General features: G+C 67.9%; 16 protein-coding genes. 1 reads left to right on the top strand and 15 read right to left on the bottom strand.

Annotated features, from left to right (window positions below):
- Window positions 1–97: 97 nt before the first annotated feature.
- The gene (locus Mschef_RS08575) at window positions 98–676 is read left to right on the top strand and encodes a phosphatase PAP2 family protein (protein ID WP_242426502.1); all 579 of its coding nucleotides are present in this window, start codon (window positions 98–100) and stop codon (window positions 674–676) included.
- A gap of 29 nt (window positions 677–705) precedes the next feature.
- Here the strand turns inward: Mschef_RS08575 and Mschef_RS08570 are convergent, their stop codons facing one another.
- The 15 genes from Mschef_RS08570 to Mschef_RS08500 form a co-directional block, all read right to left on the bottom strand.
- Window positions 706–1116 (bottom strand): PaaI family thioesterase, encoded by a 411-nt coding sequence (locus Mschef_RS08570; RefSeq protein WP_081127497.1) that lies wholly within the window; start codon window positions 1114–1116, stop codon window positions 706–708.
- A 25-nt stretch (window positions 1117–1141) separates the two neighbouring features.
- On the bottom strand, window positions 1142–2443 hold the full coding sequence (locus Mschef_RS08565; protein WP_081127494.1) for an NAD(P)/FAD-dependent oxidoreductase: 1302 nt from the start codon (window positions 2441–2443) through the stop codon (window positions 1142–1144).
- Entirely contained in the window at window positions 2443–3624 is a 1182-nt protein-coding gene (locus Mschef_RS08560) for a trans-sulfuration enzyme family protein (protein ID WP_081127491.1), read from the bottom strand. The genes Mschef_RS08565 and Mschef_RS08560 overlap by 1 nt, the downstream gene beginning before the upstream one ends.
- A gap of 2 nt (window positions 3625–3626) precedes the next feature.
- Complete coding sequence (gene galU / locus Mschef_RS08555; protein WP_081127488.1) at window positions 3627–4493, bottom strand: UTP--glucose-1-phosphate uridylyltransferase GalU; 867 nt, start codon at window positions 4491–4493, stop codon at window positions 3627–3629.
- On the bottom strand, window positions 4490–6394 hold the full coding sequence (locus Mschef_RS08550; RefSeq protein ID WP_081127485.1) for a nucleoside-diphosphate sugar epimerase/dehydratase: 1905 nt from the start codon (window positions 6392–6394) through the stop codon (window positions 4490–4492). Before Mschef_RS08550 ends, galU begins: the two co-directional genes overlap by 4 nt.
- Window positions 6381–7454 (bottom strand): MraY family glycosyltransferase, encoded by a 1074-nt coding sequence (locus tag Mschef_RS08545; protein ID WP_081127482.1) that lies wholly within the window; start codon window positions 7452–7454, stop codon window positions 6381–6383. Before Mschef_RS08545 ends, Mschef_RS08550 begins: the two co-directional genes overlap by 14 nt.
- On the bottom strand, window positions 7455–8624 hold the full coding sequence (gene lapB, locus Mschef_RS08540) for a lipopolysaccharide assembly protein LapB (RefSeq protein WP_081127479.1): 1170 nt from the start codon (window positions 8622–8624) through the stop codon (window positions 7455–7457). It abuts the gene before it with no gap.
- Entirely contained in the window at window positions 8621–8872 is a 252-nt protein-coding gene (locus Mschef_RS08535) for a hypothetical protein (protein WP_081127476.1), read from the bottom strand. Before Mschef_RS08535 ends, lapB begins: the two co-directional genes overlap by 4 nt.
- A 99-nt stretch (window positions 8873–8971) precedes the next feature.
- Window positions 8972–9253 carry an integration host factor subunit beta gene (locus Mschef_RS08530; RefSeq protein WP_081127473.1) on the bottom strand — a complete coding sequence of 94 codons (282 nt, stop codon included), beginning with the start codon at window positions 9251–9253 and terminating at the stop codon, window positions 8972–8974.
- A 55-nt stretch (window positions 9254–9308) separates the two neighbouring features.
- Complete coding sequence (rpsA, locus tag Mschef_RS08525) at window positions 9309–10976, bottom strand: 30S ribosomal protein S1 (protein WP_081127470.1); 1668 nt, start codon at window positions 10974–10976, stop codon at window positions 9309–9311.
- A gap of 118 nt (window positions 10977–11094) precedes the next feature.
- Complete coding sequence (gene cmk / locus Mschef_RS08520) at window positions 11095–11778, bottom strand: (d)CMP kinase (protein ID WP_081129931.1); 684 nt, start codon at window positions 11776–11778, stop codon at window positions 11095–11097.
- An 89-nt stretch (window positions 11779–11867) separates the two neighbouring features.
- Entirely contained in the window at window positions 11868–12836 is a 969-nt protein-coding gene (gene epmA, locus Mschef_RS08515; protein WP_242426501.1) for an EF-P lysine aminoacylase EpmA, read from the bottom strand.
- A gap of 1 nt (window position 12837) precedes the next feature.
- Window positions 12838–13956 (bottom strand): molecular chaperone DnaJ, encoded by a 1119-nt coding sequence (gene dnaJ / locus Mschef_RS08510; protein WP_081127467.1) that lies wholly within the window; start codon window positions 13954–13956, stop codon window positions 12838–12840.
- A 131-nt stretch (window positions 13957–14087) separates the two neighbouring features.
- On the bottom strand, window positions 14088–16013 hold the full coding sequence (dnaK, locus tag Mschef_RS08505; RefSeq protein WP_081127465.1) for a molecular chaperone DnaK: 1926 nt from the start codon (window positions 16011–16013) through the stop codon (window positions 14088–14090).
- A gap of 83 nt (window positions 16014–16096) precedes the next feature.
- The gene (locus tag Mschef_RS08500) at window positions 16097–16618 is read right to left on the bottom strand and encodes a nucleotide exchange factor GrpE (protein WP_081127462.1); all 522 of its coding nucleotides are present in this window, start codon (window positions 16616–16618) and stop codon (window positions 16097–16099) included.
- Window positions 16619–16677 lie beyond the last annotated feature (59 nt).

Here is a 16677-nt window from a genome sequence, read left to right as displayed (position 1 = left end):
ATGCCATGCGCGCCATAGTTTCCCAGCATGGCGCCTCCTGACTTGGAGACTGCCCATGCGCCGCATGCTGCTGGCCCTCGCGCTTGCATTATCCGTCATGACCGGCATACCCCTCGCGCACGCCGGCGGCGGTCCGCTGGGTATCGACCATCGCCTCGGCTACGACAACGGCGGCATCTGGAACCGCAGCTACCAGAAGGACCTGGGCTATTGCGAGGCGTTGTGCACACTGACCGCGGCCAGCCTCATCGGTGGGCGCACGCGCTTCGGCCGCACGCTGTGGCAGTCGGTGGACGCGATGGCATTCTCCTCGCTGGCCTCGCTTGCGCTCAAAAACACCTTCGGCCGCGAACGGCCCAGCTACAGCGCCGATCCCAATCTCTGGTTCCACGGCGGCGCCAGCTTCCCCAGCGGCGAGGTCACCGAGGCGTCCAGCTTCGTCACGCCCTTCATCGCCGAATACCAGCACGACCACCCGTGGGTGTGGGTGCTGGCCGCGATCCCCGCCTACGACGCCGAGGCGCGCATGAAAACCTGGGGCCACTGGCAGACCGACGTGCTCGCCGGCGCCGCGCTGGGCACGGCCTTCGGCATCTGGGCGCACGATCGCAAGAGCCCGTTGCTGCTGTCATGGCTGCCCGGAGGGTTCATGGTCGGCTATGCGCATTCGTTTTGACAGGCACATCGCAAGCCGGATCGGCGAATTCATTGCGCAGCCGCAACCACGGTACCCTGCGCGATCGCGCACAGCTTCTCCTCGCCGTCCTCGATTGAGTAGATCTCGCACTGGCACACGGCCTGGCGCTTGCCGACGCCTGTGGCATGCGCGCGCGCGACCAGTAGCGAGCCGCGCGCCGGCTTGAGGTAATTGATCTTGAACTCCGAGGTAAGTGCATTGCCGCCGAGCGCCAGGCCCCCGGCAAACGTGATCGTGTTGTCCGCCAGGTAGCTGATCACACCGCCGTGCACGAAGCCATGTTGCTGCTGGTGCTGGCCGCTGATCGGCAAACTTATTTCCGCATCGCGCGGTCCCGAGCCGGTTAGCCGAGCGCCGATGAACTGGCTGAAGGGCTGTGACTCGAAGATCTGCCGTGCGAATGCGCTCAGATCGTCCACAGCATGCTCTGCAAGGTTATGCGCATCAGTCGCCCCGCCGCTCACGGCGATCCTTTTTCGCGTCGCCCAATTGCAGCCAGTTGTAGCGCGCCTGCGCGGCCAGATAACCCCAGGGCCGCAGCGCCGAGTTCACGCCGAAGCGCGCGAACTCGCGCCATGCCTCGTCGCCACGCGCGATGGCGGCGGCGAGCAGTTCACCGGCCACCGTGGTCGGCGCCAGACCATGACCGCCGAAGGCCTGCGCCCACCACAGGCCCTTGCCGTCGCCACCGAGTTGCGGCATCTGGTGGCGCGCGTAACTCATCAGGCCGGACCAGCCATAGTCGATGCGCACGCCCTGCAACTGCGGGAACACGCGCAGCAGGTCGCGGTACAGCAACCGGCGCACGTCCTCGGGGCTGCGCTCGCGCACCGCGATGCGCCCGCCCCACAGCAGGCGCGTATCGGCCAGCGGGCGGTAGTAATCGAAAGCGAAGCGGCTGTCGTACACCGCCGCCGCCGAGGTGAGGCAATCGTAGAGGCGCGTGCCCAGCGGCTCGGTGGTCATCACATAGGTGGCGATGGGCAACACGGCGCGATCGATGCGCGCGTCCAGACCACTGAGGTAACCGCCCGTCGCCAGCAGCACCTGGCGCACATCCGCACGCCCGCCGCCAGTATGCAAGCGGAAACCGCCGCCGCGCAGGCGCTCCAGGCGCAGCACGCGCGAGGTCTCGCGCACATCCACGCCCTGCCCGATCGCCGCCTGCGCCAGACCGCGCGCGTAGGCCAGCGGATCGAGGTGCATGGCGTTGGGCTCGAACAGCGCGCCGTGGTAGCGCGTGCTGTGTATCCATTCGCGCAGCGCATCGGGCTCGATCGGTTGCCACTCGGCACCGAGTTGCGCCAGCGTGTCACGGCGCTGCGTCAACACGCGCGGGTCGCGAAACCAGTTGGCCCACAACACGCCGGCATCGGCCAAGTCGCAGGGGATCTGGTACTGCTGCACGCGCCGCCGCAGCAGATTCACGCCCTGCACCGTGGCCTGGTACAGCGCGCGCGCACGCTCCACGCCCAGGCGCTTGATGAGTACATCCTCGCCCAGCGAGTAGCCGGCGAACACGAACCCGCCGTTGCGCCCGGAGGCGCCGAAGCCGATGCGCTCGGCCTCCAGCAGCAGCACGCCACGCTGGCCGCGCTCGGCCAGGCCCAGCGCGGTGGTCAGCCCGGCATAGCCGCCGCCGACGATGGCGACCTCGGCCTCGACCTGGCCGGTCAGCGCGGGCAACGCCGGCACCGCGGCGGCACGCGCCTCGTAATAGCTGGCTGCGGCCAGGGGCGCGCGCATCAGGGCGCTGCTCCGACCTGCGCGAGCGCCTGCTGCAGATCGGCGATCAGCACGTCGCTATCTTCCAGCCCGATCGAGAGCCGGATCAATTCGGGCGGCGCGCGGCCGGGCTGCTGGATCAAAGGCGCGCCGGCAGGCAGGAACGCCACCAGCGGGCACACCAGCGATTCATATCCGCCCCAGGACACCGCCAGCAAAAAACGCTGCAAGGCGTCGCAAAAGCGCGCGATGGCGGCAGCATCGGCGTCCTTCAGCGCGAAGGAAACCAGTCCGGACGACGCGCGCATCTGCCGCGCGATCAGCGCGCGCTGCGGGTTTTCAGGCGCATGCGGATACCACACGCGGGCCACGCGTGGATGCGCGGCCAGAAACGCGGCGATGCGCGGCGTGGTCTCGGCCACGCGCTGCATGCGCAGCTTTAGCGTGCGCAGCCCGCGCAGGATCAACGCGGCATCGTGCGGGCCTGGAATTGCGCCGAGGGTCATGAATGGGCCGTGGAACACGCGCTCGAGCAGCGCGCGTGAGCCGCATAGCGCGCCGGCGACGACATCGCTGTGGCCATTGAGATATTTGGTCGCCGAATGCGCGACCAGGTCGATGCCCAATGCCAGCGGCGATTGGTTGAGCGGGCTGGCGTGGCTGTTGTCGCACAGCGTCAGGATGCCGCGTGGCCGCGCCAGCGCCGCGATCGCGGCCAGGTCCTGCACCTCGAAGGTCAGCGAATTGGGGCTTTCCAGCACGATCAGGCGTGTCTGCGGCGTGAGCGCGGCGGCGACTTCAGCGATGTCACTGGCATCGACGAAGCGGTGCGCCACGCCGAAGCGCGCCAGCAGATCGGCCAGCAGCGCGCGCGTCCAGCTGTAGGGTTTCTGCACGCAGACGACATGGTCGCCCGCCGCGACGCAGGCGATCACCGCAGCGGCGATGGCCGCCGCGCCGGAAGCGAACACCAGGCATTCCTCGGCGCCTTCCAGTGCGGCCAGCTTCTGCCGCAGCATGTGCACCGTGGGGTTGCTGCCGCGCGTGTAGAACGGCGCGTCGAATTCGCGCGTCGCCGCCGCGCGCATGGCGGCGACATCGGGAAAGGTGAAGATCGAACTCTGCAGCACTGGCGGCGCCACCGCGCCGAAGTAACGCTGCCGCTCCTCGCCGTGGTGGTTGATGATCCAGTCCAGATCCATGTTCACGGGCAGGCCGCGGCGCGCACCAGCGGTGCCAGTTCGGGATCCTCCAGCGCCAGCGCCAGAGTGGCGCGCACCAGGCCGGCCTTGTTGCCGCAGTCGAAGCGCGTGCCCTCGAAGCGATAGGCCAGCACCTCGCGCTCGTGCAGCAGTGCCTCGATGGCATCGGTGAGCTGGATCTCGCCGCCGCTGCCGGGCGCGGTCGCGCGCAGCAGCTCGAAGATGCGCGCGGGCAATACGTAGCGCCCGACGATGGCGAGATTGGACGGCGCGTCCTCGGGCCTGGGTTTTTCGATCACGTAGCGCAGCCTGGCCGCACGCTCGCTGATCGGCTCGGCATCGACGATGCCATAGCGCCACGTGTCGGCGCGCGGCACCTCTTCCACCGCGACCACGCCGCAACCGCGCACCGCGGCCAGTTCGGCCATCTGCTTGAGCGCACCGGCATGCGGCGTGCGGATCAGATCATCCGGCAGGATCACGCCGAAGGGTTCATCGCCGATCACCGGCGCCGCGCACAGCACGGCATGACCCAGGCCACGCGCATCCGGCTGGGTCACGAACACGCAGCGCACGTGCGCCGGCAGCACGTTGCGCACGATCTCCAGCAGCTCGGTTTTGCCCGCCTCGGCCAGCTTCTGCTCCAGCTCGTAGGCGTTGTCGAAATAATCGGCGATGGCGTGCTTGTAGCGGTTGGTGACGAACACCAGCGTGTCGGCGCCGGCTTCCACGGCCTCGTCCACCGCGTACTGGATCAGCGGTCGATCGAGCACCGGCAGCATCTCCTTGGCCACGACCTTGGTCGCGGGCAGAAACCGCGTGCCCAGACCGGCCACGGGAAACACCACCTTGTGCAAATGCCGGCTCATGCCGAATCTCCTGAATCGCCGCGCAGAAACGGCACCACCGTGCCCGGTTGCGCATTGTGGACCCAGTCGAGGCTGGGCATAAGCGCTTGCAGCACGCGCTGCAACGCGGGCTCGTCGAAGCTGATCACGGCTTCGCCGGCACGCGCCAACTGCGCGTCCAGCAAATCGGTGCTGACCTGTCGTGGCTCGGCCAGATACAGCTTGGCGTGCGTGGTCGGCGCGTAGTTTTCCTGCGGGTGGAACAGCTCCTCGAAGAGTTTCTCGCCGGGCCGCAGGCCGGTGTAGACGATGGCGATGTCGCGCCCTGGCTGCTTGCCGGACAGGCGGATCATCTGCGTGGCCAGATCGTGGATGCGTACCGGCTCGCCCATGTCCAGCGCGAAGATGTCGCCGCTGCGCCCCTGCACCGCGGCCTGCAGGATCAGCTGGCAGGCCTCGGGGATGGTCATGAAATAGCGCGTGACTTCCGGGTGGGTCACGGTCACCGGCCCGCCGCGCGCGATCTGCTCGCGGAACAGCGGCACCACCGACCCGGCCGAATCGAGCACGTTGCCGAAACGCACGGTGACATAGTGGCAACCCGGCGCGCGCTGCGCCTCGGCCTGGCACGCCATCTCGGCGATGCGTTTGCTGGCGCCCATCACGCTGCTCGGGTTCACCGCCTTGTCGGTGGATACCAGCACGAAGGTGTCCACGCCCGCCGCGCCCGCCGCCGCGGCCAGCGTGCGCGTGGCCAGCACATTGTTGCGGAACGCCTGGCGCAACTGTTCCTGCAGCAACGGCACGTGCTTGTAGGCGGCGGCGTGCAGCACCACGTGCGCGTGCGAAACACGCAGCGCGTGGCGCGCGGCGGCGGGGTCGCCGCAATCGCCCAGCAATGGCCGCAGCAGCAGATCGGGATAGGCCGCGTTCAATTCGCGCGCGATGCGGTACAGGTTGAACTCGCAACTGTCGAGCAGGGTCAGCGAGGCGACGCCCAGACGTGCCACCTGCCGGCACAGCTCGCTGCCGATCGAACCGCCACCGCCGCTGATCAGCACGTGGCGCCCGGCGAAACCGGCGCGCACGCGCTCCCAGTCCAGGCTCACTGCATCGCGGCCGAGGAGGTCCTCGATCGCCACCGGCTTCAGCTCGTTGCGCTGCGCGCGCCCGCTGACTACATCCTCGAAACGCGGCAGGGTGCGAAACGGCAACCCGGTGCGCTCGCAGGCGGACACGATGACACGCATCTGCGCGACGCTGGCCGAGGGCACCGCAATCAGCAGCATCTCGGCGCTGCTGGCACGCGCCAGCTCGACCAGTTCGGCCACGCTGCCCAGCACCGGCACGCCTTGCACGCGCGCGCCGCGCAACTGCGGCGCGTCGTCGATGAATCCCACCACGCGATACGCTGCGTCACGGCGCAGATCGCGCACCAGGGCGTCGCCGGAACGCCCGGCACCGATCACCAGCACGCGCTGCTGCGTGCGCTGGCCAAACAGTTCCAGGCGGCTGTCCTTCCAGTAGCGATACAGCAGCCGTGGCGCACCCAGCAGTAACGCCAGAATCAGCGGATACAGGAACAGCACCGAACGCGGCACGCCGGCCAGGCGATCGAGCAGGAACAAGGCCACGCCCACCAGCACCGCGCCCACCGCCACGGCGCGCGCGATATTCCACAGATCCGGCATGCTGGCGAAGCGCCACAGACCGCGATACAGGCCGGTCCAGGCGAAGATCGTGCCCTGCACCGCGAGCACCACAGCGAACTCTTCCAGACTGAGCTGCATGCCGCCGGCCTGCGCCAGGTGGTAACGCAGCACCATGGCCAGCCACCACGCCAGCGCGACCATGCCCAGGTCATGCAGCACCACCGCACTGCGCGGATGCAGCAGACCGAGGCGTAACTCAGACAGGCGCATGGCGATTCCCGTGACGTCGCGGCGCACGGCGACAGGCCCGTTTGCCCTGCCACCACGCCGCGCCGGCGAGCATATACAGCGCGGCCACAAGCCACCAGCCCAGCGCGGCGTCGCGCTGCGCCCACAGTGCCAGCGGGATCGCCAGCAGCAGGTTCCAGCCGAGGTAGGCCAGCAGTGCCTGCGCATGCGAATGCCGCGTGCGCGCGAGCCATTGATAGAAGTGTTCACGGTGCGGCCGCCACCAGCGCCGCCCGCGCAGCATGCGCGACAGCAGCGTGGCGCCGGCATCCACGGCGAACGCCGACACCAGCAGCAGCACCGCCGGCAACGACCATGCGCCGCGCGCGACGCCGGCAAACGCCAGTGCCGCCAGCATGAAGCCGAACGCGCCGCTGCCGACATCGCCCATGAACACATGTGCGCGCGGCAACGGCAGATTGAACGGCAGGAATCCAGCCAGCGCCGCGGCCAGCAGCAGCGCCAATGCCAGCAGCGGCAGTTGATCGCTGCGCGCGGCCATCCACGCGAATACCAGCGCCAGCGTGAATACCTGCATGGCCAGCAGGCCGTCGCTGCCATCCATGAAATTGTGCAGGTTGATCGACCACGCCGTGGCCAGCACCAGCGCGGCAGCCAGCAGCAACGCCAGTGGCGGCTGCAGCACTGGCGACAACTGCGGCCACAGGCTCAACGCCAGCAGCGCGCCCGCCGCGAGATGCGCGGCTATGCGCGGACCGATACCCAGGCCACGGTGGTCATCCAGCGCGCCCACCAGCGCGGTCAGCAGCAATGCCGGCAGCCACATCCCTGTCCAGCGCCATGGCAAGGCCGCGCCGGGCAGCAGTTGCAGCAACAACAGGCCCAGCGCCAGCGCCAGCACCGCGCCGGCCCCGCCGCCGCGCGGCGTGGGCAGGCGATGCAGACGGCGCCGGCCCGGCTGATCCAGCAGGCCGCGCCGCTGCGCGTAGAGCATCATCGCGAACACCAGCACGCCAGCCAACAGCGCGACCAGCACCGCCAGCAGCAGGATCGGAGCCAACACGCCCGCGGCCACGTCCATTCAGGCGCCCGTCGCGCCGTGCACCGGGCGCAGCGTGCTCCAGTTCTTGCAGCTCGGACACTGCCAGTGGTGCGCGCGTGCGCCAAAACCGCATTGCGTGCAGCGGTACAGCGCCTGGCCTTCGAGCACCGCGGCGGTCAGATCGCGCAGCAGGCGCAGGCTGGACCCGCTGTCACTGCCCCCCTCGATCGCGGTGTCCATCAATTGCACCAGGCCGCGCACCGAGGGCCGCTGGCGCAACTGCGTGCCCAGGAATTCCACCGCGCGGCTCTGGCCATCGCGGCGCGCGTAAATGCGCGCCAGCGCCAGCACCGGTGACACGCCTTCATAGCGCAACACGATGCGTCCCAGGGTTTGCTCGGCGCGCTGCATCTGCTGCGCGCGCGCGTAGGTATCGAGCAGCGCGGGGAGAATCTCGGGCACGTAATCGATGTCGGACTCCAGCGCCTGCTCATAGGCCGCGATCGCCGCGGGATAGTCCGCATTCGCGGCGGCGAAGCGGCCGCGCAGGATCAGCGCGCGTACAAACTCGGGATGCGCAATGAACGCCTGTTGCAGGTAATCGGCGGCGTCTTGCAGGGCGCCGTGCGCCTGCGCGCGCTCGGCCAGTTCGCAGTAGAAATGCGCGATCTGCAGCGCCTGCTGTTCGCCCGAGGTTTCCTGCAGCCGCCGCGCGTACAGGATGGCCTTGTGCCAGTCGCGCTCATGCTGGCAGATGGCGATCAGGTGGCGCAGCGCCGAGGGCGCCTGCGCGTTCATCGCCACCAGATCGGCGAACAGCGTCTCGGCGCGATCGAGCAGGCCGGCACGCATGTAATCCTCGCCCAGCTCGAGCAGTGCCATGGTTCTCACGTCGTCGCTGAGATTGGCGCGCGCGATCAGGTGCTGGTGCACGCGGATGGCGCGTTCCACCTCGCCACGACGGCGAAACAGGTTGCCCAGCGCGAGGTGCGTCTCGATGGTGTCGCGGTTGGCCTCAGCCAGTTGCAGGAACACCTCGATGGCCTTGTCCGGCTGCTCGTTGAGCAGGTAATTCAGACCGCGGAAATAGCTCGAGGACAGTTCATTGACGCGCGCACCCGAGCGCCGCGCACCCAGCCGGCGCGCGCTCCACCAGCCGGACAGAAACGCGATCGGCAAAAGCAGGAACAGCAGCAAGAGTGGATTCATGCAGCGTCTTGGCCATCGCCTTGTCCGCGCCCGGATGCCCTGCGCCGGCGCCGCGCGCCAAGCCCCAGCCATGCGCTGAGGCCGCCCAGCAGCCAGCCCAGCACCAGCACGGCCAGCAACGTCACGCCCTTGGGCAAGTCGGCCTCGACCAGCAGAAAGTCGTAATGCACGGTGCCGCTGTTGAGCGCGGCGAAAGCCGCACCCAGCAGCGCGAATATGAGCAGCAAAGCGGCGATCACGAAGCGCATGGCGTCTCCCTCAGCCGAACTTTAGCAGGCCATGCAAGCGCCACGCGGCCAGAACGCCTGCGGCGCGCCGGGAATCAGGGCGTGTCGGGTGCACGCCGGTCAATGGCCGTTGACGCGCTCGCGCAGTTCCTTGCCCGGCTTGAAATGCGGCACGTGCTTGCCCGGCAGCGCCACCGCTTCGCCTGATTTCGGATTGCGGCCGACACGCGGCGCGCGGTAGTGCAGCGAGAAACTGCCGAAGCCGCGCACCTCGATGCGCGCGCCAGTGGACAGCGCCTCGGTCATCTGGTCAAGCACGTGCTTGACGCCGATTTCGACGTCGGCGAGGGCCAGGTGTGCCTGGCTGCGTGCCAGGGCTTCGATGAGATCGGATTTGGTCATGGCGGCGCCAGTAGGCGGGCGGGGCGAACCCCAGCCCGCCGGGGGACGGGCAGGATCAGCCCTTCTTCATCTGTTCCTTGAGCAGGGCGCCCAGCTTGGTGGTGCCGCCGGCTGCGCTCTGGTAATCGGCCATGGTGTCCTGCAGATCCTCCTCGTCCTTGGCGCGGATCGAGAGCTGCATCTGGCGACCCTTGCGGTCCATGCCGGTGAACTTGGCCTCGACCTTGTCGCCCACCTTGAGGTGCAGGGTGGCGTCCTCGATGCGCTCCTTGGCGATGTCGTTGGCGCGCAGGTAGCCCTCGACGCCATCCTCGAGCGCGATCAGCGCACCCTTGGCGTCCACTTCCTTGACCACGCCGCTGACGATGCTGCCGCGCGGATGGCCGGCCATGAACTGGCCGAACGGATCCTGCTCCATCTGCTTGACGCCAAGGCTGATGCGCTCGCGCTCCGGATCCACGGCCAGCACCACGGCCTCGATCTCGTCGCCCTTCTTGAAGTTGCGCACCAATTCCTCGCCGGTACTGTTCCAGGAGATGTCGGACAAGTGCACCAGGCCGTCGATGCCGCCGTCCAGGCCGATGAAGATGCCGAAGTCGGTGATCGACTTGATCGCGCCATTGACGCGATCGCCCTTCTTGTGGATCGCGGCGAAGGTTTCCCACGGATTGGCGCGGGTCTGCTTGATGCCCAGCGAGATGCGGCGACGCTCCTCATCGACATCCAGCACCATCACCTCGCAATCGTCGCCGACCTGCACCACCTTGGCCGGGTTGACGTTCTTGTTGGTCCAGTCCATCTCGGAGACGTGCACCAGACCCTCGACACCCGGCTCGATCTCGACGAAACAGCCGTAATCGGTGACATTGCTGACCTTGCCGAACAGGCGCGCATTGACCGGATAGCGGCGCGCGATGTTGACCCACGGATCGTCGCCGAGCTGCTTCAGGCCGAGGCTGACGCGGTTGCGCTCGCGGTCGAACTTGAGCACGCGCACTTCGAGTTCGTCGCCGACATTGACCACCTCGGACGGATGGCGCACGCGCTTCCACGCCATGTCGGTGATGTGCAGCAGGCCGTCGATGCCACCGAGATCGACGAACGCGCCGTAATCGGTGAGGTTCTTGACCACACCCTTGAGCACAGCGCCTTCCTGCAGGCGCTCCATCAGCTGCTCGCGCTCGACCGAGAACTCGCTCTCGACCACGGCACGGCGGCTGACCACGACGTTGTTGCGCTTGCGATCGAGCTTGATCAGCTTGAACTCGAGATCCTTGCCTTCCAGGTACACCGGATCGCGCACCGGACGCACGTCCACCAGGGAACCCGGCAGGAACGCGCGCACGTCCTTGATGTCGACGGTGAAGCCGCCCTTGACCTTGCCGGTGATGCGGCCACTGATCGCGGTGTTGTTGGTGAACGCCTCCTCGAGGTCGTCCCACACCATCGAGCGCTTGGCTTTCTCGCGCGAGAGCTTGGTCTCGCCGGTGCCGTTCTCGATGGCGTCCAGCGCGACCTTGACCTCGTCGCCGATCTGGATGCGGATCTGCCCATCGTCGTCGCGGAATTCCTCGATCGGGATGATGCCCTCGCTCTTCAGGCCCGCGTTGATGACGACGACATCGGAGCGCACGTCGATCACCGTGCCCAACACGATCGACCCCGGTTTGAGCTTGGACAGGGTCTGGCTGTTCTCGAACAGCTCGGCAAAACTTTCAGTCATGGGTTTATCCGGTGTGGTTGCCGGCACAGCCCGACGGGCGGCTCGGAACCGGGTTGTGGACGCTTGCGCGCCGTTGAAAACCACTCCTCGCGGAGTGGGCCTTGCGCCCTGTCGCGGCTCAATGCCGCGGCAGCAACGCCAGAATCCGTGCTACCACTGTCCCGATCGGCATGCCGGTGGTATCGATCACCACGGCGTCTGCTGCGGGCTTGAGCGGAGCCACTGCGCGCTCGGCATCACGCCGGTCGCGCGCTTCGATCTCCCGCAACAAGTCGACGAGTGTAACCCGGAGTCCCTTGTCCTTCAACTGCTTATGGCGCCTTTGTGCGCGCTCGGCAGCGCTGGCGGTCAAAAACACCTTGGGAGCGGCATCGGGGAAAATCACCGTGCCCATGTCGCGACCGTCCGCGACCAGCCCGGGTGCCTTGCGAAACGCGCGCTGCTTGTCGAGCAACGCCGCGCGCAGGCTGGGGATGGCGGCGATGGCCGAGGCCGCGGCGCCGCAGGTTTCGGTGCGCAAGGCGTCACTGGCATCGTGACCGTTGACCAGCACCCGGGTCTCGGCGCCGGCACCGGGATCGCGGAAGCCGATGCGCGTGTGTTCGGCACAGCGCGTCACCGCCTCGGCATCGGACAGATCGATGCCGGCCAGTGAGGCGGCATAGCCCACCGCGCGATACAGCGCGCCGGAATCCAGCAGATGCCAGCCCAGCTGCGTGGCGAGCAGGCGGCTGACGGTGCCCTTGCCCGAGCCGGACGGACCATCGATGGTGAGCACGGGTGCGGGCGTGGCAGCGGACATCGGCATCTCGAAACGCAAAACCCGCACAGTCTAACGTGCCTGCATGCACCCGCCGCGGCGGCCGTGCATCGGCCTGTCCGGCGCCGGCGTCAGGCGTCGGCGAACGGCACAGCCAGCACCCCGGCGATGGCGTCGCCACCCGCCAGCACCAGCAGCAGCCGGTCAACGCCCAGCGCCACGCCGGCGCAATCGGGCAGCGCATCCAGCACCGCCAGCAGGTTTTCGTCCATGGGCAGCCGGGCCTGCCCGCGCGCCTGGCGCCGGTGGTTGTCCGCGACGAAACGGCGGCGCTGCTCGCGGGCATCGTTCAACTCGTGGTAGCCGTTGGCCAGCTCGACACTGCCCAGATACACCTCGAAACGCGCGGCCAACGGCGGATCGCCCGGCAACACGCGCGCCAGTGCGCACTGGCTGGCGGGGTAATCGTGCAGCACGGTGATCTGTCCGGGCGGCAGGCGCGGCTGGATGCGGTGGCTGAGCAGCAGGTCCAGCCAGTCGTCACGGGTCAGCCCGGCAGGATCGACCTGCTGCCCGCCCAGCGCCGCGCGCAATTCGGAGTCATCGGCATGGTGCGCGTCGACGCCCAGTTCGCGCGCGAACAAGGCCGCGTAATCGAGTACCTCGACGCGCGCCACGCGCCCGACCAGCGCCAGGGCCGCCTGTACCAGTTCGACCACCTCGCCCGCCAGGCGACGCTGGTCCCAGCCGATGCGGTACCACTCCAGCAGGGTGAACTCGGGGTTGTGGCGCGCGCCGACCTCGCCATTGCGAAACACGCGGCCGAGTTCGTAGCAATCGCCGACGCCCGCTGCAAGCAGGCGCTTGAGCGGGTACTCGGGCGAGGTGCGCAGCCAGCGCGTGCGCGCACCGGCATCGACGTGACCGATGAACTCGGTGCGAAAACTTTCGATATTGGGATCGGTATTGGCGGCGGCGGAGAGCATCGGCGTCTCCACTTCCAGCACCCGGCGCGCGGCGAAAAATTCGCGGATCAGCGCATACAGCCGCGCGCGCCATTGCAGTTGCGCACGCAGTGCGTCAGGCGCGGGTGCCGCCACCTCAGGAAGTCACCCGCGACCACAACGACTTGACGCCATCGAGAAACGATTGCGCGCGCGGCGAGTGCTGCGCGGCACCCTCGCTGCGCATGCTGGCGTCGAGCTGCTCCAGCAACTCGCGCTGCTCCCGCGTCAATTGCACCGGCGTTTCCACGACGATGTGGCAGATCAGGTCACCGGCGTGGCCGCTGCGCACCGAGCGCACGCCGCGCCCGCGCATGCGGATCTGCTGGCCCGATTGGGTCTCGGGCGGCACGCTCAGGCTGACCTCACCGTCCAGCGTGGGCACCATAATCTCGGCGCCCAACGCCGCCTGCGCGATGCGCACCGGTACTTCGCAGTAAAGATCATCGCCATCGCGCTGGAACAGGGCGTGCTCGCGCACGCGCACTTCCACATACAAGTCACCGGCCGGCTGCCCCGCCGGGCCGGGCTCGCCCTGGCCACCGAGGCGGATGCGATCGCCCGTATCGACGCCGGCCGGAATGCGCACCTCGAGCTTGCGCGTGCGCTCGACGTGGCCCTCGCCATGACACTGCGCGCATGGCGTTTCCACCACGCGTCCGCTGCCGCGGCACTGCGGGCAGGCCTGTTGCACCGAGAAAATGCCGTTCTGCATGCGCACCCGGCCCTGGCCGCGACACGTCGGGCAGGTCTTGCTGCGCCCGTCGGCCGACCCGCTGCCCTTGCAGGCCTCGCAGGCGACGATGCCGGGCACCGCGATGGTCTTGTCGCAGCCGAACACGGCCTCTTCGAGATCCAGATCGAGCAGGTAGCGCAGGTCGCCGCCGCGACGTGAGCGCCCACCGCCGCCGCCGAAAATGTCGGCGAAGATATCGCTGAACATGTCGCCGGTATCGGCGAAACCCGCGCCGCCGCCGCGTGCGCCACCGCTGGCGAACGCGGCGTGACCGTGGCGGTCGTACAGCGCACGGCGCTCGCCGTCGCAGAGCACCTCGTAGGCTTCCTTGGCTTCCTTGAATTTGTCCTGCGCGGTCGGGTCATCCGGGCAGCGATCCGGATGAAACTTCATGGCCAGGCGCCGGAACGCCTTCTTGATGTCTTCCTCGCCTGCCGTGCGCGGCACACCGAGAACTTCGTAATAGTCGCGTTTGGACATGGGTTGCGCGCAGAGGTGATCGACGGAGGGGAGCTAGCTTCAGGGCCGAAGCCGCGGTGCGGGGAGAATAGCGCCTGGTGGCCGCAATCGATCCGGCCACCGATGACCCGCTGCGGGCTTCCCAGCCCCGCTTACTGCTTGTCCTTGACCTCGGTGAACTCGGCGTCGACCACGTCGTCCTGCGCGGCGCCTGTGCCCGCACCCGGGCCGGCAGCGGACTCCGCGCCCGGCGCCGCGCCAGCAGCGGCCGCCGCCTGCAAGGCCTGCGCGGCCTGCTCCAGCGCCTGCGTGCGTGCTTCGATGCGTGCCTGATCGTCGCCCTTCATGGCGTCCTCGAGGTCTTTCAGCGCGGACTCGATGGCGCCGATCTGCGCCGCCGCCACCTTGCCGCCATGCTCCTTGAGCGCGCTGCGCGTGGCATGCATCAGCTGGTCGGCCTTGTTGCGCGCGCCCACCAGTTCATGAAACTTCTTGTCGTCCTCGCGGTGCGCCTCGGCATCGCTGACCATGCGCTGGATCTCGGCGTCGGACAGGCCCGAACCGGCCTTGATCTCGATCTTCTGCTCCTTGCCGGTGTTCTTGTCCTTGGCCGAGACGTGCAGGATGCCGTTGGCGTCGATGTCGAAGGTGACCTCGATCTGCGGCATGCCGCGCGGCGCGTTCTGGATGCCGGCCAGATCGAACTTGGCCAGCGATTTGTTGTAGCGCGCCTGTTCGCGCTCACCCTGCAGCACATGCACGGTCACCGCGGACTGGTTGTCCTCGGCGGTGGAAAACACCTGCGCGGCCTTGGTCGGGATGGTGGTGTTCTTCTCCACCAGCTTGGTCATGACGCCGCCCATGGTCTCGATGCCGAGGCTCAACGGGGTCACGTCCAGCAGCAGCACGTCCTTGACCGTGCCGCCCAGCACCGCGCCCTGGATCGCCGCGCCCACGGCCACGGCCTCGTCGGGGTTGACGTCCTTGCGCGGCTCCTTGCCGAAGAAATCCTTCACCGCTTCCTGCACCTTGGGCATGCGCGTCATGCCGCCGACCAGGATCACCTCGCTGATGTCGCCGACCTTGATGCCGGCGTCGTTGATCGCGGTACGGCACGGATCGATGGTGCGCTTGATCAGCGCCTCGACCAGCGCCTCCAGCTTGGCGCGCGTCAACTTGATGTTGAGGTGCTTGGGGCCGGACGCATCGGCGGTGACATAGGGCAAGTTGACGTCGGTCTGCTGCGCGCTGGACAGCTCGATCTTGGCGCGCTCGGCGGCGTCCTTCAGGCGTTGCAGCGCCAGCGGATCCTTGCGCAGGTCGATGCCCTGCTCCTTCTGGAACTCCTCGACCAGGTAATCGATGACGCGCATGTCGAAGTCCTCGCCACCGAGGAAGGTGTCGCCATTGGTGGCCAGCACCTCGAACTGCTTCTCGCCATCGACCTCGGCGATCTCGATGACGGAGACGTCGAAGGTGCCGCCGCCGAGGTCGTACACGGCGATCTTGCGATCCTTGCCGATGCTCTTGTCGAGGCCGTAGGCCAGCGCCGCGGCGGTAGGCTCGTTGATGATGCGCTTGACCTCCAGCCCGGCGATCTTGCCGGCATCCTTGGTCGCCTGGCGCTGGCTGTCGTTGAAGTAGGCCGGCACCGTGATGACCGCCTCGGTGACCGGCTCGCCCAGGTAATCCTCGGCGGTCTTCTTCATCTTCATCAGCACCTTGGCGGAGATTTCCGGCGGCGCCATGCGCTTGCCATCGGAGGTTTCCACCCAGGCATCGCCATTGTCGTGCTTGAGGATCTTGTAGGGCACGATGCCGAGGTCTTTCTGCACCTCGGCATCGGTGAACTTGCGCCCGATCAGGCGTTTCACCGCGTAAAAGGTGTTCTTGGGATTGGTCACCGCCTGGCGCTTGGCCGGCGCGCCGACCAGCACCTCGCCGTCCTTGGTGAAGGCGACGATCGAGGGCGTGGTGCGATCGCCCTCGGCGTTCTCGATCACGCGTGTGCTCGAGCCCTCCATGATGGCGACGCAGGAATTGGTGGTACCGAGGTCGATGCCGATGATCTTGGCCATGAGTCAGCTCCGGGGAAGTGGTGGATGTGTGGTGTTGCGGCCGCGGCCGCGCTGCTGATCAGGTGGGGCTGCTGCGCGCTGATTCAAGCGCCTGCCGCGCGCGCCACGGTGACCCGCGCCGGCCGCAGCAGGCGCTCGTTGAGCAGATAGCCCTTCTGCAGCACGGCGACCACGGTGTCGGGCGCGTGCCCTGGCGCATCGACCAGGCTCACGGCCTCATGGCGCTCGGCATCGAACGGCTGACCGAGGGGTTCGATGGCGCTGAGCCCATGCGCCTGCATCACGCGCTCCAGTTCCTTCAGGGTCAGCTCCATGCCGGCGCGCAGGCTGGCGGCGTCGGCGTTGGGAAGGGCAAGTCCGTGGCCCAGCGCGTCGGCCACGGTCAGCAGGTCACCGAGCACGCGTTCGTTGGCGAATTTGCGCGCCTGCTCCAGATCGCGCTGCAGGCGCTTGCGCTGGTTCTCGATCTCGGCGCGCTCGCGCAACATCATCTCGCGCGCGGCATTGGCGGCGTTCTCGGCCGCAGCCAGGCGCTCGCCGAGCGCGGTGAGGTCGGCATCGATGGAATCGGGGGTGTTCTCGGGGGACGTTTCAGGCGTGGTCATCGCTGCGGCTCATGGATGTTTGATGGCGAAAAGACCTGACGCGCGCCGCGCAACGATGC

Source organism: Metallibacterium scheffleri, assembly GCF_002077135.1.
Taxonomy (GTDB): Bacteria; Pseudomonadota; Gammaproteobacteria; order Xanthomonadales; family Rhodanobacteraceae; genus Metallibacterium; species Metallibacterium scheffleri.
The sequence above is the reverse complement of the archived record's forward strand: the minus strand, read 5'-3'. Positions and strand labels throughout refer to the sequence as shown.

Coding starts and splice junctions, on each gene's coding strand:
- dnaK (WP_081127465.1), bottom strand. CDS start 16,013: ATGGCCAAGATCATCGGCATCGACCTCGGTACCACCAATTCCTGCGTC.
- dnaJ (WP_081127467.1), bottom strand. CDS start 13,956: ATGTCCAAACGCGACTATTACGAAGTTCTCGGTGTGCCGCGCACGGCA.
- Mschef_RS08530 (WP_081127473.1), bottom strand. CDS start 9,253: ATGACCAAATCCGATCTCATCGAAGCCCTGGCACGCAGCCAGGCACAC.
- rpsA (WP_081127470.1), bottom strand. CDS start 10,976: ATGACTGAAAGTTTTGCCGAGCTGTTCGAGAACAGCCAGACCCTGTCC.
- Mschef_RS08535 (WP_081127476.1), bottom strand. CDS start 8,872: ATGCGCTTCGTGATCGCCGCTTTGCTGCTCATATTCGCGCTGCTGGGT.
- Mschef_RS08545 (WP_081127482.1), bottom strand. CDS start 7,454: ATGGACGTGGCCGCGGGCGTGTTGGCTCCGATCCTGCTGCTGGCGGTG.
- lapB (WP_081127479.1), bottom strand. CDS start 8,624: ATGAATCCACTCTTGCTGCTGTTCCTGCTTTTGCCGATCGCGTTTCTG.
- cmk (WP_081129931.1), bottom strand. CDS start 11,778: ATGTCCGCTGCCACGCCCGCACCCGTGCTCACCATCGATGGTCCGTCC.
- galU (WP_081127488.1), bottom strand. CDS start 4,493: ATGAGCCGGCATTTGCACAAGGTGGTGTTTCCCGTGGCCGGTCTGGGC.
- Mschef_RS08500 (WP_081127462.1), bottom strand. CDS start 16,618: ATGACCACGCCTGAAACGTCCCCCGAGAACACCCCCGATTCCATCGAT.
- Mschef_RS08550 (WP_081127485.1), bottom strand. CDS start 6,394: ATGCGCCTGTCTGAGTTACGCCTCGGTCTGCTGCATCCGCGCAGTGCG.
- Mschef_RS08575 (WP_242426502.1), top strand. CDS start 98: ATGACCGGCATACCCCTCGCGCACGCCGGCGGCGGTCCGCTGGGTATC.
- Mschef_RS08560 (WP_081127491.1), bottom strand. CDS start 3,624: ATGGATCTGGACTGGATCATCAACCACCACGGCGAGGAGCGGCAGCGT.
- Mschef_RS08565 (WP_081127494.1), bottom strand. CDS start 2,443: ATGCGCGCGCCCCTGGCCGCAGCCAGCTATTACGAGGCGCGTGCCGCC.